General features: G+C 60.2%; 18 protein-coding genes and 1 pseudogene. 4 read left to right on the top strand and 15 right to left on the bottom strand.

Features of this window, described 5'->3' with window-relative positions; translation table 11 throughout:
* Positions 1-93 precede the first annotated feature (93 nt).
* The gene (locus ACYZT0_RS05700) at positions 94-2,238 is read right to left on the bottom strand and encodes a 3-hydroxyacyl-CoA dehydrogenase NAD-binding domain-containing protein (protein WP_462044989.1); all 2,145 of its coding nucleotides are present in this window, start codon (positions 2,236-2,238) and stop codon (positions 94-96) included.
* A gap of 25 nt (positions 2,239-2,263) precedes the next feature.
* On the bottom strand, positions 2,264-3,469 hold the full coding sequence (locus tag ACYZT0_RS05695) for an acetyl-CoA C-acetyltransferase (protein ID WP_462044988.1): 1,206 nt from the start codon (positions 3,467-3,469) through the stop codon (positions 2,264-2,266).
* Between the two features lie 582 nt (positions 3,470-4,051).
* On the opposite strand from ACYZT0_RS05695, the gene ACYZT0_RS05690 reads away from it, so the two are divergent.
* On the top strand, positions 4,052-4,879 hold the full coding sequence (locus ACYZT0_RS05690) for a c-type cytochrome (RefSeq protein ID WP_462046505.1): 828 nt from the start codon (positions 4,052-4,054) through the stop codon (positions 4,877-4,879).
* An 84-nt stretch (positions 4,880-4,963) separates the two neighbouring features.
* Here the strand turns inward: ACYZT0_RS05690 and ACYZT0_RS05685 are convergent, their stop codons facing one another.
* The 8 genes from ACYZT0_RS05685 to ACYZT0_RS05650 all read right to left on the bottom strand — a co-directional run bounded on the left by ACYZT0_RS05685 (position 4,964) and on the right by ACYZT0_RS05650 (position 11,348).
* Positions 4,964-5,773 carry a transglutaminase family protein gene (locus ACYZT0_RS05685; protein ID WP_462044987.1) on the bottom strand — a complete coding sequence of 270 codons (810 nt, stop codon included), beginning with the start codon at positions 5,771-5,773 and terminating at the stop codon, positions 4,964-4,966.
* The gene (locus ACYZT0_RS05680; RefSeq protein ID WP_111450675.1) at positions 5,770-6,720 is read right to left on the bottom strand and encodes an alpha-E domain-containing protein; all 951 of its coding nucleotides are present in this window, start codon (positions 6,718-6,720) and stop codon (positions 5,770-5,772) included. The genes ACYZT0_RS05685 and ACYZT0_RS05680 overlap by 4 nt, the downstream gene beginning before the upstream one ends.
* Positions 6,721-6,732: 12 nt before the next feature.
* Complete coding sequence (locus ACYZT0_RS05675; RefSeq protein ID WP_462044985.1) at positions 6,733-8,142, bottom strand: circularly permuted type 2 ATP-grasp protein; 1,410 nt, start codon at positions 8,140-8,142, stop codon at positions 6,733-6,735.
* 397 nt (positions 8,143-8,539) lie between these two features.
* A complete protein-coding gene (locus ACYZT0_RS05670; RefSeq protein WP_059404670.1) occupies positions 8,540-8,881 on the bottom strand; it encodes a ribonuclease E inhibitor RraB in 342 nt (113 codons plus the stop codon).
* Between the two features lie 214 nt (positions 8,882-9,095).
* Positions 9,096-9,329 (bottom strand): hypothetical protein, encoded by a 234-nt coding sequence (locus ACYZT0_RS05665; protein ID WP_461973342.1) that lies wholly within the window; start codon positions 9,327-9,329, stop codon positions 9,096-9,098.
* 130 nt (positions 9,330-9,459) lie between these two features.
* Positions 9,460-10,335 carry a polyamine aminopropyltransferase gene (gene speE / locus ACYZT0_RS05660; protein ID WP_462044984.1) on the bottom strand — a complete coding sequence of 292 codons (876 nt, stop codon included), beginning with the start codon at positions 10,333-10,335 and terminating at the stop codon, positions 9,460-9,462.
* A gap of 208 nt (positions 10,336-10,543) precedes the next feature.
* The gene (locus ACYZT0_RS05655) at positions 10,544-10,735 is read right to left on the bottom strand and encodes a PLDc N-terminal domain-containing protein (protein WP_262169451.1); all 192 of its coding nucleotides are present in this window, start codon (positions 10,733-10,735) and stop codon (positions 10,544-10,546) included.
* 82 nt (positions 10,736-10,817) lie between these two features.
* A complete protein-coding gene (locus ACYZT0_RS05650; protein ID WP_462044983.1) occupies positions 10,818-11,348 on the bottom strand; it encodes a hypothetical protein in 531 nt (176 codons plus the stop codon).
* A 178-nt stretch (positions 11,349-11,526) separates the two neighbouring features.
* Between ACYZT0_RS05650 and ACYZT0_RS05645 the strand changes: the two genes are divergently transcribed.
* Together ACYZT0_RS05645 and ACYZT0_RS05640 are read left to right on the top strand one after the other, a co-directional pair.
* Positions 11,527-13,008, top strand: coding sequence for a methyl-accepting chemotaxis protein (locus tag ACYZT0_RS05645; protein ID WP_462044982.1), 1,482 nt, complete (start codon positions 11,527-11,529; stop codon positions 13,006-13,008).
* Between the two features lie 227 nt (positions 13,009-13,235).
* Positions 13,236-13,451: pseudogene (locus ACYZT0_RS05640) on the top strand (DUF962 domain-containing protein); the annotation flags it as partial.
* A 27-nt stretch (positions 13,452-13,478) separates the two neighbouring features.
* Here ACYZT0_RS05640 and ACYZT0_RS05635 read toward each other — a convergent pair.
* The 3 genes from ACYZT0_RS05635 to ACYZT0_RS05625 all read right to left on the bottom strand — a co-directional run bounded on the left by ACYZT0_RS05635 (position 13,479) and on the right by ACYZT0_RS05625 (position 15,621).
* Positions 13,479-14,276 (bottom strand): acyl-CoA thioesterase, encoded by a 798-nt coding sequence (locus ACYZT0_RS05635; RefSeq protein WP_462044981.1) that lies wholly within the window; start codon positions 14,274-14,276, stop codon positions 13,479-13,481.
* 253 nt (positions 14,277-14,529) lie between these two features.
* On the bottom strand, positions 14,530-15,297 hold the full coding sequence (locus ACYZT0_RS05630) for a CHAD domain-containing protein (RefSeq protein ID WP_462044980.1): 768 nt from the start codon (positions 15,295-15,297) through the stop codon (positions 14,530-14,532).
* A 45-nt stretch (positions 15,298-15,342) separates the two neighbouring features.
* Positions 15,343-15,621: a hypothetical protein gene (locus ACYZT0_RS05625; RefSeq protein WP_462044979.1), complete on the bottom strand. Its 279-nt coding sequence runs from the start codon at positions 15,619-15,621 to the stop codon at positions 15,343-15,345.
* 222 nt (positions 15,622-15,843) lie between these two features.
* Between ACYZT0_RS05625 and ACYZT0_RS05620 the strand changes: the two genes are divergently transcribed.
* Entirely contained in the window at positions 15,844-16,884 is a 1,041-nt protein-coding gene (locus ACYZT0_RS05620) for a patatin-like phospholipase family protein (RefSeq protein WP_462044978.1), read from the top strand.
* A gap of 110 nt (positions 16,885-16,994) precedes the next feature.
* On the opposite strand, the gene ACYZT0_RS05615 is transcribed toward ACYZT0_RS05620, so the two are convergent.
* Positions 16,995-17,684 (bottom strand): response regulator, encoded by a 690-nt coding sequence (locus tag ACYZT0_RS05615; protein ID WP_462044977.1) that lies wholly within the window; start codon positions 17,682-17,684, stop codon positions 16,995-16,997.
* 68 nt (positions 17,685-17,752) lie between these two features.
* On the bottom strand, positions 17,753-20,398 hold the full coding sequence (locus ACYZT0_RS05610) for a DUF4118 domain-containing protein (RefSeq protein ID WP_462044976.1): 2,646 nt from the start codon (positions 20,396-20,398) through the stop codon (positions 17,753-17,755).
* Between the last annotated feature and the right edge of the window lie 47 nt (positions 20,399-20,445).

Genomic DNA, 20,445 nt, shown 5'->3' with positions numbered 1-20,445 from the left:
AAGTACCTGACACGTGATGGGAATAATGCACACCCCCAGAGCCTGCCTTGAAACACGGTGGCAAGGCAAGCCCCGGAATGCGTCGCCCGTCCCCTAGAACGCCTCCCCTTTGGCCGCTTTTTCCAGCAGCAGCGCAGGGGGTGCGAATCGCTCGCCATATTGCTCCGCCAGGTACTGGGCGCGGGCGACGAAGTCTTTCACCCCGTACTGGTTGATGAACTGCAGCGCGCCGCCGGTCCAGGCGGCGAAGCCGATACCGAAGATCGAACCGACGTTGGCGTCCGCCGTCGAGGTCAACACACCCTCCTCCACACAGCGCACCGTTTCGATGGCTTGCACGAACAGCAGCCGATCACGCACGTCCTTCGGCGAAATCTGCCCGTCAGCCTTCTCGAAACGGGACTTCAGCTCTGGCCACAGATGCTTCTGGCCACGGGCCGGGTAATCGTAGAAACCGCCACCTGCGGCTTTGCCGGGCCGCTTGTATTCGTTTAGCAGCACGTCGATCACGGCAAACGCTGGATGCTCAATCAGTGCTTTCCCTTCTGCTTGCAGGTCTTTGGCGGTTTGCTGGCGGATATGGCTCATCAGGCTGAGGGAAACTTCGTCGGAAATCGCCAGAGGTCCGATCGGCATGCCCGCCTTGCGCGCTTCGGTCTCGATCATCGGCGCGCTCACGCCTTCGCCAAGCAGGGCGATGCCTTCGTGGGTGAACGTGCCGAACACCCGCGAGGTGAAGAAGCCACGACTGTCGTTGACCACAATCGGCGTTTTCTTGATTTGCAGGACGAAATCGAAGCCGCGAGCCAGGGTTTCGTCGCTGGTGTGGGCGCCTTTGATGATTTCCACCAGCGGCATTTTCTCCACGGGGCTGAAGAAATGCAGGCCGATGAATTTCGTCTGATCCGGCACGGCGGTAGCGAGGCCGCTGATCGGCAAGGTCGACGTGTTGGAAGCAATCACCGCGTCCGGGCCAACGACTTTTTGCGCCGCCGAAGAGACGTTGGCTTTAAGATCGCGATCTTCAAACACCGCTTCAATGATCAGATCGCAACCGTCCAGATCGGCATCGCTTTCAGTGGGGTGAATTCGCGCCAATGTTGCATCGCGCTGATCAGCGCTCAATTGGCCACGAGCAACCTTCTTGTCCAGCAGCGCCGCCGAATGCGCCTTGCCCTTCTGCGCTGCCGCAAGGTTGATGTCCTTGAGCACCACGTCGATGCCGGCCGACGCGCTGACAAAGGCGATACCGGCGCCCATCATGCCGGCGCCCAGCACACCCACGCGACTCGTCACGTAAGGCGCAAAGCCCTGGGGCCGCGAGCCACCGGCATTGATCTCGTTGAGCTGAAACCAGAACGTACCCATCAGGTTTTTCGACACCTGGCCGGTAATCAATTCGGTGAAGTAACGGGTTTCGATCAGGTGCGCAGTGTCGAAATCCACCTGAGCACCTTCCACCACGGCGCAGAGGATTTTCTCTGGCGCGGGCATGCAGCCATTGGTTTTGCTGCGCAGGATCGACGGCGCGATGGCCAGCATTTGCGCGACTTTCGGGTCCGACGGCGTACCGCCCGGAATCTGGTAACCCTTCACGTCCCAGCGCTGCACAACCGAAGGATTGGCGATAATCCAGGCGCGAGCCTTGGCCAGCAGTTCATCACGATCCGTCGCCAACTCATCAAGCAACCCTGCCCGCAACGCCTGCTGCGGCCGGACTTTCTTGCCCTCGAGCAGGTACGGCAAGGCTTTTTCAATGCCGAGCATCCGCACCATGCGCACCACCCCGCCACCGCCCGGCAGCAGGCCGAGGGTCACTTCCGGCAAGCCGAGTTGCACCGAAGAATCGTCCAGCGCAACCCGGTGATGGCAGGCCAGGCAGATTTCCCAACCGCCGCCCAACGCGGCGCCGTTGATGGCCGCGACCACCGGTTTACCGAGGGTTTCCAGGGTGCGCAGCTGCCCTTTGAGGGACAGCACCCTGTCATAGAAGGCTTTGGCTTGGGGCTTGCCGACCTTGATCAACTCATTGAGGTCGCCGCCGGCGAAGAAAGTTTTCTTGGCCGAGGTGATGATCACGCCAGCGATGGAATCCTTGTCGGCAACGAGTCTGGCGACACAAGCAGCCATGGCTTCGCGGTAGACCGCGTTCATGGTGTTGGCGCTCTGCCCCGGCATGTCGATGGTCAGGACGACGATCTGGTCCTGACCTTTTTCGTAACGAATGGCTTCGGTCATGTCACTTGTTCCTTAAGGTCAGGGCTCAGAGGCGTTCGATGATGGTGGCAATGCCCATGCCGCCGCCGACACACAACGTCGCGAGGCCATAGCGCAGACGCCGGGTTTCCAGTTCATCGAGCAACGTGCCGAGGATCGCGCAGCCGGTGGCACCCAGTGGGTGGCCCATGGCGATGGAGCCGCCGTTGACGTTGACCTTGTCCGGGTCGATCGCCATGTCCTTGATGAATTTCAGCACCACCGAGGCGAAGGCTTCGTTGACCTCGAACAGGTCGATGTCTTCGACCCGCAACCCGGCCTTGGCCAATGCCTTGCGGGTAGCCGGTGCGGGGCCGGTGAGCATGATGGTCGGATCGGTACTGGTGACTGCGGTGGCAACGATCCGCGCCCGTGGCTGTAAGCCCAACGCCCGACCCTTGGCCTCGGAACCGATCAACATCAGCGCCGCGCCATCGACAATGCCGGAGCTATTGCCCGGGGTGTGCACGTGGTTGATCCGCTCGACATGGCTGTAGACCCGAATCGCGGTGGCGTCGAAGCCCATTTGCCCGATCATCTCGAAGCTCGGCTTGAGCTTGCCCAAGCCTTCCAGGGTCGATTCGGCGCGGATGAATTCATCGTGATCGAGCAGGATGATGCCGTTCTGGTCCTGCACCGGCACCAGCGACTTGTTGAACGAACCGTCGGCCCGCGCCCGCGCAGCCTTTTTTTGGGAGTGCAGCGCATAGGCATCGACGTCCTCACGGCTGAAGCCCTCCAGCGTCGCGATCAGGTCGGCGCTCACGCCCTGAGGGACGAAATGGCTGTGAAGATTGGTTTGCGGGTCATGTGCCCAAGCACCGCCATCGCTACCCATCGGCACGCGGGACATGGACTCGACGCCGCCGACCACCACCAGGTCTTCGAAGCCGGAACGCACTTTCATCGCGCCGAGGTTCACCGCCTCCAGCCCCGATGCGCAGAAGCGATTGATCTGTAGACCCGACACGCTGACGTCCCAATCGGCCACTTGGGTCGCGGTTTTGGAAATGTCTGAGCCTTGGTCGCCGATGGGCGTCACGCAGCCAAGCACCACATCGTCAACCTGACGGGTGTCGAGGGAAGTGCGCTGTTGCAGCGCCTTTAGCAGCCCGGCTACCAGGTTCACCGGTTTGACGCTGTGCAAGGCGCCATTGGCCTTGCCTTTGCCGCGGGGCGTGCGTAACGCGTCGAAAATCAATGCTTGGGTCATGACGTCCTCGAACCTGGGCGGGGAGTAAATACAGAGTTCCCACCTTAGGCCGAGCGCCCATGGATTCAATGACCGCAGCGCTCACTGACGTTGACGGACACGCTCAGACGGACGGTAGTCAACCACCGCTTTAACCGATTCCGGACACCAAGCTGTCTAGCAAACGGGCGCCGAAGAAGCTGGCAATAGGCCTCATGCCTTTTTAAAAGCAATTTATATTAAGTTCATACGAAATGGATCTAAACCAAGCGTGACGCGGGCTCTAAGGTGAACTTGTACGAAGTTGTCGTCGGGTTTTGCCGAGGCGCTCGTCAAACAGGAAGTGCAACGCTCTGCCGTCATGGAGAAATGTAGGCAGGCATCGGGAAATAACAATAAAGGCGGTCAAGCCATGTTCAAACAATCGAAAGTACGTCAAGCCGGGCTCATTCTATTCGCCACCACGCTGTTGTTGATTTTGCCGAACCTGACCAAGGTGATCGGCTGACTTAGCTACAGATTTTATATCGCCCTAATAAAAATGTGACTGGCTCGCTACCCGGGCCAGCGTGGGTGTGCCAACCTTTGCGGCACTCCCACGACATGGACGGCGATCACTTGAAAACGCTCATTCTGTTCGGGGCCTTGCTGCTCAGCACGCCTCTGTCTGCCGCACAGCTGAACCTTGAGCTGGGCGCGAGCAGTCGCACCTGGCAAACCGAGGAGTTGCTCAAGCATCCTCAGGTTCAGACCATCACGATCAGTAACGACGTGTCTTACAAACGGGACATGCGCTATCGCGCTGTTCCGGTGGCTGCGTTGTTGACCGGCATCAAGCCAGAAGATCATTTACAGGCTGTTGCCCTGGATGGTTTTGCCGCAGAACTGTCGGCTGCGCCGTTGCTCAATACCCAAGGTGCGCGCGCATGGTTGGCAATTGAAGAGTCCACCAAGCCGTGGCCAGCGCTGTCGGAGGGCAAGCCCGGCGCCGGACCGTTCTATCTGGTCTGGACCGATCCGCAGGCGGGCGACATCAGTCCCGAGCAATGGCCATTTCAAGTGGCGAGCATCAAGCGCATGGCACCGGTGGCCGAGCGCTTTCCTGCCCTGCTGCCCGATCCGGCGTTGAAGGCTGAGGATCCGGTGAATAAGGGATTTGCGCTGTTTCAGAAGAACTGCCTGGCGTGTCATCGATTGAATGGTGCCGGGGATGCGCAGTTTGGGCCGGATCTGAATATTCCGTTTAACCCGACCGAGTATTTCGGTGCGGATTTTCTTAAGCGCTACATTCGCGATCCGCAGAGTTTGCGTCAGTGGCCGCAGGCGAAGATGCCCGGGTTCTCGGCGACGGTGTTGCCGGACGGGGATCTGGAAATGTTGGTGGGGTATTTGAAGCATATGGCTGGGCGCAAACAGAGTTCAGCCAAATAACACGGTCCTGTGGCGAGGGGATTTATCCCCTCGCCACAGGTCAGCCCCTCACCCTGGAAGTCGCCCCGCCGCAGTGAATCGCGATTACTGTTGTTGGACTGAGATAACAGGCATCGGCGTTGGCGACACAAACACTTTCGCATGCATCTGCTCGCAACCTCCGCCCCGCCGCATGCCTCGCACCGGGCAGGCATCCAGGTAATCCAGACCCACCGCCAGTTTCAGATGACGCTCAGGCCGCGCCAATTCATTGGTCACGTCGAAGCTGTACCAGGCGTCATCGAGCCAGGCTTCCGCCCAGGCGTGACTGGCCAGGTGTTCGCTGTTCTCGCTGTACAAATAGCCCGACACATAACGTGAAGGAATGCCCAGGCTGCGAGCACAAGCGAGAAACGCATGGGTGTGGTCCTGGCAGACGCCCGAACGCCCGGCGAAAGCCTGAGCAGCGCTGGTGTCCACTTCGGTGGAGCCCGGCGTGTAGGTCATGTGTTGGTTCAAGCCTTGCATCAAGTCGATCAGCGCCGTGCGATCCCGGCGTTGCTTGCATTCTTTCTCGGCGAACGTACGCAGGGCTTCATCGGCTTCGGTCAAGCGCGTGAAACGCAGGAACGGCAGCGCCGACTGGCTTTCATGCTCCGCCTCACGCAATTCGTCGATGTCCACCTGCCCACGCGCGCCGATGATGATCGCCTCGTGGGGCTCGTCCATGGTCAGCACGTGCAGGATGTTGCCGAACGGATCGAGTTGCGCGCGCACCGGGCGCGGCAAGTCGAGCTGCCAGCTGAGCACGTGCTGGCGCTCGCTGTCGTGGGGTGTCAGTCGCAGGTACTGGATGCTCGCCCGCACCTGATCTTCGTAGTGATAGGTGGTCTCGTGGCTAATGGAAAGTCTCATGCAGCCTCCAGGTAGGAACTGTGTATGGCGTTACCCAACTGGCGCACCAGCGGGATGAACTCGGTCAGCCAGGCGTGGAGGCCTTCGTCGAGAATTTCGGTGATGCCGGTGTAGCGCAGGCGTGCGTCGATTTCCGCGGCCAGGCGCTGCGCAGGACGACCGTTGGCCCCCGGCAGTTGGGCGAGGATCTGGTCAATTTCTTCGGTGCAGGCGCGCAGGGAACGCGGGACATCGGCCCGCAACAGCAGCAGTTCTGCCACATGCCGGGCGCCGGGGGCGTCGCGGTAGATTTCGGTGTAGGCCTCAAAAGAGGACAACGCCCTTAGCAAAGCACTCCACTGGTAGTAAGCGTGCGCCGTGCCATCGCTGACCGCTTCGGCCTGATCGCCGGCCATTTCGTAGCGGGCATCCAGCAGGCGCAACGTGTTGTCAGCCCTTTCGATAAACGTCCCCAGGCGAATGAAACGGAACGCGTCGTTACGCATGATGGTGCCGTAGGACGCTCCGCGAAACAGGTGGGAACGTTCCTTGATCCACTCGCAGAAACGGCTCATCCCGTAGCGACTCAAGCCTTGATCGGCTATCCCACGAATTTCCAGCCAGGTGGCATTGATGTTTTCCCACATGTCGGCGGTGATTCGCCCACGTACCGCATGGGCACTGGCCCGCGCGGCGCCGAGGCAGCTGTAGATACTCGCCGGGTTGGCCGCGTCCAGGGCGAAGAAATGCAGCAGCCGTTCGGCGTGCAATTCGCCGTGGCGCTCCAGGTAATCGTCCAGGGTGCCGGTAATCAGCAATGGCATGGCAAGTTCATGCAGGCCATCACCTCGGCCATCCTGCGGCATCAGCGACAGCGAATAACTGATGTCGAGCATCCGTGCGAGGTTTTCCGCCCGCTCCAGATAACGCGACATCCAATACAAATCCGAGGCAGTTCTACTTAACATGGCAGGCTTCCTTCAATCCTCGACCACCCAGGTGTCCTTGGTTCCGCCACCCTGGGATGAATTCACCACCAGAGAGCCTTCGCGCAGGGCAACACGGGTCAAACCGCCGGGTACAACCCGGGTTTCGCGGCCAGACAATACAAACGGACGCAGGTCGATGTGGCGTGGAGCGATGCCGTTTTCGACAAAGGTCGGACAGGTCGACAGCGACAACGTCGGTTGCGCGATGTACGCATGGGGCTTGGCTTTGATCCGCGCGCGGAAAGACTCGATTTCCGCCGCCGTCGCCGCCGGCCCCACCAACATGCCGTAACCGCCTGAACCCTGGGTTTCCTTGACCACCAAATCCGGAAGATTGGCCAGTACGTGGGAAAGTTCGGAGGGATTACGACACTGCCACGTCGGTACGTTCTTCAGAATCGGCTCTTCATCCAGGTAGAAACGGATCATGTCCGTGACGAATGGATACACCGACTTGTCATCCGCGACCCCGGTACCGATAGCATTCGCCAGCACGACGTTGCCGGAGCGGTACGACGACAGCAGCCCTGGAACGCCGAGCATCGAGTCCGGGTTGAACGCCAGCGGATCGAGGAACGCATCGTCGAGGCGACGGTAGATCACGTCGACGGCTTTCGGCCCGTCTGTGGTGCGCATGAAGACCTTGTCGTCTCGCACGAACAGGTCCGCGCCTTCCACCAGCTCAACGCCCATTTCCCGCGCCAGGAATGCATGCTCGAAAAACGCGCTGTTGAAACGACCCGGCGTCAGCACCACCACGCTCGGGTTATCGATCGGACTGGCGCTTTTCAGGGTGTCGAGCAACAGGTTCGGATAATGGTCGATGGGGGCAATGCGTTGCGCCGCGAACAACTCGGGGAACAACCGCATCATCATCTTGCGGTCTTCGAGCATGTAGCTGACACCGCTCGGTGTACGAAGATTGTCTTCGAGCACGTAGTACGTGCCGTCGCCATCGCGCACCAGATCGACGCCTGAAATGTGGGAATAGATATCCCGGTGCAGATCTAGCCCTTGCATCGCCAACTGGTATTGCTCGTTGGCCAGCACTTGCTCGGCCGGGATGATGCCGGCCTTGATGATGCGTTGCTCGTGATAAAGGTCGGCGAGGAACATGTTCAACGCCTTGACCCGCTGAATGCAGCCGCGCTCGACGACTCGCCATTCACTGGCGGGGATGCTGCGGGGGATGGTGTCGAAGGGAATCAGGCGCTCTGTTCCTTGCTCATCACCATAGAGCGTGAACGTAATCCCGGCGCGATGAAATAACAGATCGGCCTCGCGTCGCCGTTGTGCCAAAAGCTCGTCAGGCGTTTCGGCCAGCCAACGGGCAAACTCCCGATAATGCGGGCGGACCTGGCCGCCGGCATCGTACATCTCATCAAAATAGGTGCGGATCATGCCGTACTCCTTGTCACCCGGACATTTGGGCTTCGCAAAGCCCGTGCCATCGGCATAAACGCTTTGATATCAATCAGTTGGATAATTGCACTGCACGCACCGCACCAATCCTGTGCGGTAAATGCCCCCACCTGATCACCCCCGCTTCATTGCGAAGCAATGTTGTCGCCTATCACCAGCATAGTCAGCGTTGATTTCACTGCTCGGGAGTCGATGCGGATAATCCGCGCATTCGCTGGAAATCTTGACGAACTTCCCTTTAGCCGCCTGCTCAGGCGGTTTTTTTTGCGCCGGATTCTTGTTTCAGGGTTTTGCCGGGGGCGTTTTCTATCCCGCGAAAACGAAAACGGCCAACCCTGAGGTCAGCCGTTGCTGAGTGTTGTTACTGTTCATAAGGTTATGCGAGTAGCCCTCGTACCTCCTGCTTGACGCCCCATCCTTCGATGATGCCGCCCAATGGCTCGACCACCGCCTCGAAATCCTGCTCAAAGTCGCCGATGCCGTCATAGGTGGCGTACATCACTTTGCTCAGTTCCAGGTACCACGCGCCGTCGTCGCGCACGCTGATTTGTGCATTCAAGGATTCACCACAGTAATGCCCTGCCGCCCTGCGCGCCCGCTCCTCGTCCGGGAAAATGGCGTAGAACTCGATGGGATGGAATCGTGAAAAGTCGAAACCGCCTTCTTTCATGCGGCGCAACACGCTGCTGCTGATGTCTTCTTGATAGGCTGTGCTCATGAAACGTCCCCCTCAGACTGATGGATAGACTTTCCGTATTCCCGGCACTCGCAACCGAATGGGGCGAGCGATGCGGCAACAACATTGCCGGTGGGAAGCAAGCATGTAGCTGACAAGACCAGACCTTAGCGATCCGTTCGCTGATCTCGCTTGCAGAGTAGCCCCAAGATAGAGCCGCTGCCAAGGCCTGGTTGTGAATGTGAAGGGAGAGGTATCAGACGGGAGTAATGCCGAGGATTTGTATGCTGTTCTGAGTTTTAAGATTTTTGACGCTCGCGTCAGCGGTTCGCCCTTCCAGATCATTCAGATCCAGTTCGGCGGCGACAGGAAGGAGCCGGGCCTTGATGAGCTTGGCGGCTTGCTCGTTGTCCGGGCACTCGTCGCACTCAAAGACTTCGTCGACTGTTTCGCCGTGATCATCCACGAAAGTGATTTTCCACTTTTGCATCAGTGCCTCCTCGATCAAACCCGCAAATGGGCTTACATCTATCTGGACTTTTGCCCTGACTGATCGTTCAAATCGATTACCGCGCGCAAGCATGAAAAAACACAGAAACCTGTAGGGGTTATGTGTAGTTTTAGTCGTTACTTGGCTTGTTCACCGCTTGCAGGACATATTGCGGCAAGGCGAAAGCGCCGATGTGGATTTCCGGGTTGTAGTAGCGGGTGATGATGCCGCTGCCGGCGAAGCGCTGCTGCAGGGTTTCGCGGGACAACTTGCGATAGGCGGTAGTGGTCGCGCCCCAGGCGAAAGTCATGGCGCCGCCGATGTAGGTCGGCACGGCCGCCTGATAGAAATGCCAGTCCGGGAACAGACTGCGCAAGCGCCCCGCGGTAGTTTTGACTTCTTCGATTTGCATGAACGGCGTGCCGTTCTGGGTCACCAGGATGCCGCCTTCGTTCAGGCAGCGACGGCAAGCCTGGTAGAAGTTTTCCGAGAACAGCACTTCACCCGGGCCAATCGGGTCGGTGGAATCGGAAATGATCACGTCGAATTTTTCGGTGGTGGTGGCGACAAAACGCATGCCGTCGTCGATCACCAGGTTCAGTCGTGGATCATTGAACGCACCCTTGGAGTGGTTCGGCAGGTATTCCTTGCACATGTCGACCACAGTGCCATCGATCTCGACCATGGTGATGTGCTCGATGCTGCGGTGCTTAGACACTTCACGCAGCATGCCGCCGTCGCCGCCACCGATGATCAGCACGCGCTTGGCGGTGCCGTGCGCCAGGATCGGCACGTGGGTGAGCATCTCGTGGTAGATGAATTCATCGGCTTCGGTGGTCTGGATCACGCCGTCCAGCGCCATCACCCGACCCATGCGCGAGTTTTCGAAAATCACCAGGTGTTGGTGTTCGGTGCGCACTTCGTGCAGCAGTTTATCCATGCGAAAACGCTGGCCGTAGCCTTCATAGAGGGTTTCCAGGTATTCGCTGGTCGGTGAGTTGCTCATGGGAAGTGCTCCGGTGAATGCGGTGGCAAGGCGCGCATTCTACGTCGCAGAACATGACAGGTGGAACCTCGCTTGACGCCTCGACACAATCCCCTGTGGGAGCTGGCTTGCCTGCGATGGGATCGCCGCGGTATGCCTGACAGACCGTGGCACCTGAATCGCAGGCAAGCCAGCTCCCACAGGTTCGGTGTCGTTTTCGGGAATGCAATCAGATCCGTACGTTACCCCGCGGCCCGGCGATGGCCCAGATGATCAGGCCAAGGACCGGCAGCAGCAGGATCAACAGCACCCAGACGATTTTCATCCCGGTAGTGGCGCCACTTTTCAGCACGTTGATGATTGCCCAGATGTCCAGGGCAAGAATAATCAGGCCAATCAGACCGTTGAACGTGGAACCCATGGTGACGCTCCCAAAGAGTGGTATGCACTCTTAGGATAGCCGGCCATTGCGAGGGTTCCGTTTTATTAGCGCCTTGTAGGCTTCAGACGTGGATCGCCACTTTCAGGGCTTCCAGGGAAGGTGCGGCAGTGATGCCGACTTTGGCGCACAACTCGAGCACGCGCGGCACGTCGTTGCCGTAGACCAGCACCACTTGCAGTTGGTCGTCGAGCAACTGACTGAAGTTCATCAGCACGTAGCCGCCGTTTTCCTTGTTCATGCTGCTCATCTGTACCTGAATGCGATTGAGCGCGGTCAGGGCTTCGGTCTTGGCCAGTTGCTTGGGTTTGATGTTGAAATCAACGCCAGGCCCGAACGAGGCGACGATCTGGGCGAACAGGTCCATGTAGGTGTCAGCCTGAAACAGCACGGTTTCCGGCAGGCTGCCCACGACCACCCACTCACCCAGTGGAATCGGGAACGTGTCGTCGTAGTTGATATCTGGTTTGGCCGTCAGAAAAGCCTCGGGATCGGCGTAGGCCTGGGCCGCTTCGTCAGCGGTTTTCAGGATTTCGTCAGCGCTCATGCACCCTGAGCTTATTTTGCTGATGAGTTCGACGAGTGCGGCTTTCATGGGGCGGAATCCTGTAGCGAGGGAATTTTGAAGCCGCGAAGGATAGCGCATTACGCCCCGCAATTCCTGTGCGCGAGCAAGGCCCGGATTGTTGACACACATCAACGTCCGACGTAATGAGTAGCGGCAAAATACTGGCACCTTGCCGAAACTGTTTCCGCTATCAGAGAAGACCTCCATGGGTGCCTGGCTTAGCAATATCTCATTGAAATACAAATTCTGGGCGGTCAACGCCGTCGCCTTCGTCACGACCCTGTTGCTGGTGATCTATGCCGTGCAACTCGAACAGCAGGCCCGCAGCCATGCCTCCCAGGCATCGGCACAAGCCCAGGCGCGACTGCTCAGCGCCTGGCCCGCCGGGCAACCGCTACCCAAAGCCGATTACGTGCTGACTTACAGTCGCGGGCAGGCACCGTTGCTGAACGGGCAGCCGGTACTGGAACTGGCCGATACCAACGGCTGGGTCGGGATCAATGCCATGCCGTTGTTCGGCGACAACCCGTTGATGGGCGCCGACGTGTTCACGCGCACGGATGGCAATCAGGTCGCGGTGATTGCCCATGGTCCGAGCCTGATCCAGGTATTTGGCGAGCGTTTTCCCAACTATGCAGTGGCGGTAGCGATCCTGATGCTGGCGATGCTCGGCGCTTCGCAGTTGTTGATCCGCTTCCTGCTCAGCCAGCTCAATACGCTGAAGGACGTCATGCTTCACGTCGAGAAAACCGGTGACCTGTCGGCCCGTGTGCCGTTGGCCTGCACTGACGAAGTCGGGCAAATGGCCAATGCTTTCAACGCCATGCAGGCCGGTTACCAGCGGGTGGTCAACACCGTTGCCAGCACCGCCCGGCAACTGGATGTCGGCGCGGCGCGGCTGGCGTCGAGCATGAATGAGGTGCGTCACGGCATGCTCGGCCAGCAAAGCGAAACCGATCAGGCCGCCACGGCGATCAACGAAATGACCGCCACGGTCTATCACATTGCCCAGCACGCCGGCGCCACTCGCGACCTCTCGCAAACCGCCGACACCCTGGCCGGCAGCGGGCAGCAAGTGGTGAGTCGGGTGCAGAAGTCGATTGCCGGGTTGTCCAGCGGGGTGCAGCAGACTGCCGAGATGATTCAGCGTCTGGCCGAGGACAGTCAGAAGATCAACAGCGTGGTCAGTGTGATTCACAGCATTGCCGAGCAGACCAATCTGCTGGCCCTGAATGCGGCCATCGAAGCGGCCCGTGCCGGTGAAATGGGTCGCGGCTTTGCGGTTGTCGCTGATGAAGTGCGCAACTTGGCCAAGCGTGTCCAGACGTCCACTGACGAAATTACGATCATGGTTTCGGCGTTGCAAGCCGGGACTCGGGACGCAGTGGACTTCATGCAGGAAAGCTCGTTCAAGGCCGACGATTGCGTGCAGCAGGCTCAGGAAGCCGGCGCAGCGTTGGCGGAAATCACCAGCGCAGTGGCGCAGATGCGTGAAAGCAATACGCAGATCGCCGTGGCAGCCGAGCAGCAGAGCCACGTGGCGGAGGAGATGAATCGGTCGGTCGTGAGCATTCGGGATGTGACCGAGACCACTGTGCAGCAGACTGTGAATTCGGCGACCACCAGTCATGAATTGGCGGCGTTGGCCGGGGAATTGAGCAAAGCTATCGGGCAGCTCAAACTTTGACGGCCCCTTCGCGGGCAAGCCTCGCTCCTACAGGATTGATGTCGATCACAAATTATCGCCACGACTCAATTCTGTAGGAGCGAGGCTTGCCCGCGATGGCGTCAGACCGGTCAACATCAAATTTGACCATGACACCTATCACTTCGATAGCCAACCTTGATTCGCCGCCCGTAAGTGCCAAGCCTATTCTTCAATCATGTGTTCAACATGGATCGAGGATTATCATCATGGGCAAACGTCACCCCAACCTTCCCGCCTGGCAATGGCGAACGTCCCCGAACAATCATCAGCACCCGACCAATCGGGTGCTGCACCTGATTGCCGTGCCGCTGTTCATCGTGGCGTTTCTGCTGATTGTCTCGGGGGTATTCAGCCTGAGCTTCGCCAATGTCGCGATTGGTGTGATCGGCCTGCTCGCAGCGCTCGGCCTGCAACGCCACGGTCAGCGTGAGCGCCACCGTCGTCACTGATCAGGCGAAAACCGTCACCGTCTGCCGGCTCATGGCAATCAACTGACCGTCCGCGCTCCACAGCTTCGCGGCCGCATGACCGTAGCCGTCAGCGGCATGCTCGATGTCGACGAGGTATTTGCACCAGTCCAGCGTGCTCAGTTCAAGCAATGGCTGAACGAATTCGATGGTCCAGGTCAGCGTACTGCCCATCGCCGGTTTCTTCAGGTGCGGTAACAGCGCCGGTGGCCAGGCGTCGACCAACGCCAGGATATGCGACTCGCTGACCGCCTCTTCCTTCACGTCCCCGCGCAAACGCACCCAGCCGCCCATCTCGCGGGATGTGTTGCCAGTGAACGGCAGACCGCCGACGCTCCAGCGCATCGCCAGATGCCGCATGAATTCCGGGGTCACGCCTTTGATGTAAGGCAATTCCTGGCAGTCGTCCCAATGCTTCATCTCGGGTGCCGGCTCGGCGTTCACCGCCACTTCCGACGCTCGCGAGGCGCCGAAGCTGCCCTGGATCAACGTCACTACCTGGCCCTTCTGCATCGCCCTGCCCAGCACTTGGCTGACCGCTTTGCCTTCGCGCAGCACATCGACTTCAAAGCTGACCGGCACATCAGGCTCGACAGGGCCGACAAAGGTGATCGCCAGCGAGCGCACCGGACGATCCGCCGGTACTTTTGCGCGCATGGCTTCGTATTGCAAAGCGGCCACCAGGCCACCGAAACTGGCACGCCCCTGAGCCCATTCGGCCGGAATAGAAAGCTCCAGCGGCTGGCTGCGAACAGCGTCGAGCAGATCGGAAAAGCGCATAGAAACCTCGGTGCGGGAAAAGGATGAAGGGATCTTAACCAGCCCGCGAGGATGGCACAGCGCTTATTCCGGCCAAAGAGGCGGACAGATAGGCCGCATGCCGGACATCGAATCCAAATACAACAGTGATCACTGTGGGAGCGAGCTTGCTCGCGATATAGGTAGAACAGCCAACATATAAGTTGAATGTTACGACCTCATCGTCGGATCGCCGCCCGGAGCAAGCTCGCTCCCACAGGGATATGTGGTGGTTTCAGGATTTGAAACAGGCGGCACTGAGTTTGTCGAGGACGCGGTCGGCGCGGCTTTCGGCCTTGGCCATGGTGGTTTTCCAGACGGCCACACAAGGCTGCAGATCGGCTTCCTGTTCGGACCGGGCCAGCCATTGCCAGCAATCGTGCCAATCGCCCAAGGCACCCTGGGCCGATTTGAGTCCGGGCAGCGCCGGTTTCGGCAATCGATCAAGCTCGGGATAGGCTTCGATCCCATAGCGCACACGTTTGATCAGCAAGCGCAAACGATGACGATCATGGGCAGGGTCGTGCAGGGCCTTATCGAGTTTTTTCCATTGTTTGGCCAGGCGTTTTTCGATGCGCTGGCGCAAGCCCTTGAGTAAGCCCTGACGGTGGGAGGCCCGCAAAAAACGCGGGAAGGCGTCGAGGATCATCAGCAACTGCGCCACTTCCGGACTCGCCGCCACCGCCGGATAAGCCTCAGCCATTTGCGCCATGCGCCGATGGGCAGCCTGGGGTTGATCATATTGGAGCAAGTACGCCGCCAGCACTTCGCGATCACGCAAAGGCGTGGTCAGGTCGCCGACCCGGGACGCCGCCGCTTCCAGCTGTTCGACCCCGGGCAAGCCGCACAATGGCCGCAACAAACTGCGCAAACGGCGAACCGTGGTGCGCAGATCGTGCAGCGCTTCAGGGTCGGTGCGGGCACTCAAGCGTGCCTGACAGGCTAGCAATCGAACTTCCAGGCCCAGGACGCGAGCCACCAACCGATCAACCAAGGCAGACATCACTTGCTCCCTGAATCGAATTGCCCTTAATGCCTACATCATGCCTCAACGGCCAGCGCGCGACTCACGAATATAGAATCGCGCCTTCTCGGCCTTCTTGGCGCAGCCTTCGAACGCTTCGAATTGCTGCTGGGTCTTGGCGCCGGTCAACAGCGACAGCGCCTTGGAGTAACTGACATTCCCGGCGAAACCTTCAGCCTTGGCCAGGTCCAGCTCATGCCACGCGGCATCGATCCCGTTGGCGCAGCTGTCACGATAAGCGGTTTTGCCGGCGCAACCGGCGAGTGCCAGGGCAATCAATGGCAAACAGATCCAGGCTTTCATTACTCACACCTCAAAAATAGATCAACAGTCGTGCAGTTAAGACGGTCTGGCGCGTGAAAAGTGCCTTGGTCCCACCGCGGAAACTTCAGCGCTCGCGAGAATACCCATCTGCCGCCATGGAGTGTCGAAAAAACGACGCACTCGCCTCACGAAACGACCTTAGCGATTGAAGCGCGCCCCTCGATGGGTGCATTGTTGAACCTTGTCAGACGAGGGCGATTCATGAAAAAGCGTGTCGCACTGGTGCTGGGCTCAGGTGGGGCCCGGGGCTATGCCCATATCGGTGTCATTGAAGAGATCGAGCGGCGTGGCTACGACATCGCCTGCATCGCCGGTTGCTCCATGGGCGCGGTGGTCGGGGGGATCTATGCCGCCGGCAAACTCGACGAATATCGCGACTGGATCGAAAGCCTGGACTACCTCGACGTCTTGCGTCTGGTGGACGTCAGTTTTCGCTTGGGCGCGATTCGCGGGGAGAAGGTTTTCGGGCAGATTCGCAAGATCGTCGGCGAGATCAATATCGAAGACCTGCGCATCCCTTACACGGCGGTGGCAACCGACCTGACCAACCAGCAGGAAATCTGGTTCCAGGAAGGCTGTCTGCACCAGGCCATGCGCGCCTCGGCGGCGATACCCAGCCTGTTCACCCCGGTGATGCAGGGCAATCGCATGCTGGTGGACGGCGGCATCCTCAACCCTTTACCGATCGTGCCGGTGGTGTCGAGTCATTGCGACCTGATCATCGCGGTCAACCTCAACTCCACCAACCAGCGCCACTATCAACTGCCGGTGATTCAGCGCCCGGCGGCGTTCAAGAGCCGTTTCGACAGCCTGATCAACTCGCTGGGGTCGAAATTGCCATTTCGCCGCAAACAGGCGGAACAATTGCTGCTGCTGGAAAAGGAAGCGTTGATGGCAGAAGCCGCCGAGATCAACCCGTGGATCGAATCCGCCGCACCCGAAGCCCAGCAACCGGCAGCCGCCCCTGAACGCGCCGGCGCCCCAAAGTCCGCCACAGGTTCGTTCATCATCGACAACGTCGGCCCGGCCTCATTGCTGGACCTGATTAACCAGAGTTTCGAGGTGATGCAAACCTCATTGGCGCAGTACAAGATCGCCGGTTATCCGCCGGATATTTTGATCAACGTGCCCAAACGAGTGTGCCGGTTTTTCGAGTTCTATAAAGCGCCGGAACTGATCGCGCTGGGGCGGGAGATTGCGCGGGATACGATGGATCGGTATGAGAATGAGCGCGATTCCTGAGATCTGACGATCGTTCCCACGCTCTGCGTGGGAATGCCGCCTCGGACGCTCCGCGTCCGCTGTGACGCGGAGCGTCACGGGATGCGTTACCACGCAGAGCGTGGGAACGATCAGGCATCCAGCAACCGATACCCGACCCCCGCCTCGGTGGCGATGAACCGCGGCTGCGTCGGGTCGTCTGCCAGTTTCTGACGCAAGTGCCCGACCACAATCCGCAAATAGTGAGTGTCCTCGGTATGGGTCGGCCCCCAAATGTCCTTGAGCAGTTGCTGCTGGGTGATGACCCGCCCCGGATGCCGCGCCAGTTGCGCCAGCACCGCGTATTCCTTGCGGGTCAGCGCGACCTCGGTGCCATCGAGCAGTACCCGGCGATAAGCCAGATCGACGGTCAACGGGCCGAACGTCAGCGCCGCCGTTTGAGCTTCTCCCGCCGGCGCCTGACGCAATAACGCACGAACCCGGGCCAGAAACTCCTGAATACCAAACGGTTTGGTCACGTAGTCGTTGGCGCCGCCATCGAGGGCTTCAACTTTCTGACCTTCACTGGCACGCACGGAGAGCACCAGCACTGGCACCTTAGACCACTCGCGAAACTCGCGCAGCACGTGCTGGCCGTCCATGTCCGGCAAACCGAGGTCAAGCACCAGCAGGTCCGGTTTATTCAGCGCAGCCTGGGCCAGGCCTTCGGTTCCGGTACCGGCTTCGAGCACTTTGTAGCCTTGGGAGGCGAGGCTGATGCGCAGGAATTTGCGGATCTGCGGTTCGTCGTCGATGACCAAAATGGTCGCGGTCTGGCTCATGAATTCACATCAACACAAAAAAGTGGCAAGAGAGTAGCGCAAACGTGATCAGGCTTCACTTTCGGCTCTTAATTTTCAAAGGCCGGCTGAGCCTGCAACGGCAGGTGCAAAGTGATGCAGGTGCCTCGCCCGTCGATGCCATCGGCGACGCTGATCCGCCCGCCATGGGCACCGACCATGCCCTGACAGATCGCCAGCCCCAGCCCAGTGCCCTGCCCGCCTCGATCACCGCGCGCGGCGGTGTAGAACATGTCGAAAATCTTCGCCCGTTCTTCCTGCGGAATCCCCGGCCCTTCATCGCTCACTGAAAAAAACAGCTCGCTGTCATCGGCTCCGGCGCGCAATTGCAGGCGGCCGTGAGACGGTGAAAACCGCGCGGCGTTTTCCAGCACGTTGACCAGCGCCTGTTCGATCAGCGCGGCGTGGACGTAAAGCAGCGGCAACTCCGGCGGCACTTCGGTGGCCACCTGCAACGGCGCCAGCACTGCGCGCAGACGATTGAGTGAACTGCCGACGATGTCGGCCGGCGACACCCAGTCCCGCGCGAGCTTCAGGGCGCCGTGCCCGAGCCGGGTCATGTCCAACAGGTTTTGGATGTAGCGATCGAGGCGTTCGGCTTCATCGCGAGTGCCTTCGAGCAGTTCGCGGCGGTCCTCCAGCGGGATCGCTTCACCGAGGGCCAACAGGCTGTCGATGCTACCGCGCATGGAGGTCAGCGGCGTGCGCAAATCGTGGGACACCGAGGCCAGCAAGGCACTGCGCAGTTGCTCGGTTTCGCCGTGCAGCCGAGCGGCTTCCAGGTCCTCGGCCAATTGCGCACGCGCCAGCGCCTGGGCCAGCGGTTGGCTCAACGCGGTCAACAAACGGCGACGCTGCCCGCTCAAGGTCTGGCCCTCTTTGGCACACACACCGAGCAATGCCAGCGGCCCGTCTTCCACCGACAACGGCCACCACCACCAGCGTCCGAGTGGCAGCGTGCCGGTGCCCGCGCCGGCCGGTTGATCGTGTTTCCAGGCCCAATCAGCGGCAGCGCGCTCGGCTTCGGAAAACTCCAACGGGCCACCGGTTTCGACTTTCCAGCCGCCCTGCCCGTCTTGATTGAGCAGGCACAGTTGCAGATCACTCCAGCCGTTGAGGTGCTGGGCCGCTGCGCTGACCACCGCCTGGCGGTCGGTGGCGGCAGTGAGTTTGCGTGACAGGTCGAGCAGTTCGGTGGTCTCTTCCTGAGTGTCGCGCAGGGCTTGTAACTGCCGCCGCTGTCGGGCCGCGAGGTTACCGGTGAGCGCCGCCATCAGCAGGAAGAACAGCAAGGTCAGCACGTCTTCTTCGCGCTGGATGCTGAAAGAGAAAGTCGGCGGAATGAACAAAAAGTCGTAGGTCAGAAACGACAACGCCGCACAGGCCAGCGCCGGGCCGAGGCTGCTGCGCACCGCCACCAGCAACACCGCGGCGAGAAACACCAGCGAGATATTGGGCAGCGGCAAGACACTCGCCACCGCCCAGGCCAAGGCACTGGCGAGCACCGTCGCCACCAGCGCCAGCGCGTAGTCGAACCACATCAGCGTCTGCGCCGAACGCTGACGCGGCTGATGCTGTTCGTGGTCGCTGTCGAGGACGTTGATTTCCAGCCCGCGCGCATCGCGCAGCAAACGTGACGCCAGGCCGCCGCCGAACAACCGCCGACGCAACCGCTGCCGGGACTGACCGACCAACACCAGGCTGGCGCGACGTTCGGCGGCGTGCTGGATCAAGGTTTTCGCCACCTCTCCGGCGCGCAACAACACCACTTCGCCACCGAGGCGTTCGGCCAATTGCTGGGCACCTTGCAGACGCAGGCGCGACTGCTCGTCACGCACGCTGCCGTTGTCCACATGCACCAGGCTCCACGGCAAATGCCGACGCTGGGCGACGCGACTGGCGTGACGCACCAGGCGCTCGGCCTGAGCATCGCCATCGACACCCACCAACAGGCGACCGCGTACCGCCGGCGCCGCTTGGCCGAGCTGACGATAGCCCTGGGCCAAATCATCATCGACTTGAGCGGCGGCGGTTTGCATCGCCAGTTCACGCAGGGCCGTGAGGTTGGTCTGGGTGAAGAAAGCATCAATGGCCGCCCTCGCCTGCTCCGGCACGTAGACCTTGCCATCGCGCAGACGCTCGAGCAGCTCGCGCGGCGGCAGGTCGATCAGCAGCAGTTCGTAGGCCTCTTGCAGCACCCAGTCCGGCAGGGTTTCGCGGACCTGCACGCCGGTGATGCCACGTACTTTGTCGTTAAGACTTTCCAGGTGCTGGACGTTGACCGTGGTGAACACATCAATGCCTGCAGCGAGCAGTTCCTGAATGTCTTGCCAGCGTTTGGTGTGGCGACTGCCGGGCGCATTGCTGTGGGCCAGTTCGTCCACCAGCACCAGTTTCGGTTTGGCCGCGAGCAAGCCGTCGAGGTCCATTTCTTCGAGCATCACGCCACGGTATTCCGAGCGCACCAACGGCTGCTGCGGCAAGCCGCCGAGCAGCGCTTCGGTTTCGGCGCGACCATGGGTTTCGACCACGCCGGCAATGACTTTCACACCCTGGCGCAGTTGAGTGTGGGCCGCTTGCAGCATGGCGTAGGTTTTGCCGACACCGGGTGCGGCGCCGAGAAAAACCTTGAGCCGGCCACGGCCATCCCGGGGCAGGTCTGCTAACAACGCGTCGGCGCGGCCGGAGTCACTCATGCTTGAAGTTCTCTTAATTCAGATTGATCGTTCCCACGCTCTGCGTG

It is taken from the genome of Pseudomonas sp. ZS1P83, assembly GCF_054897825.1.
This window is presented reverse-complemented; position numbering and strand designations above follow the sequence as displayed.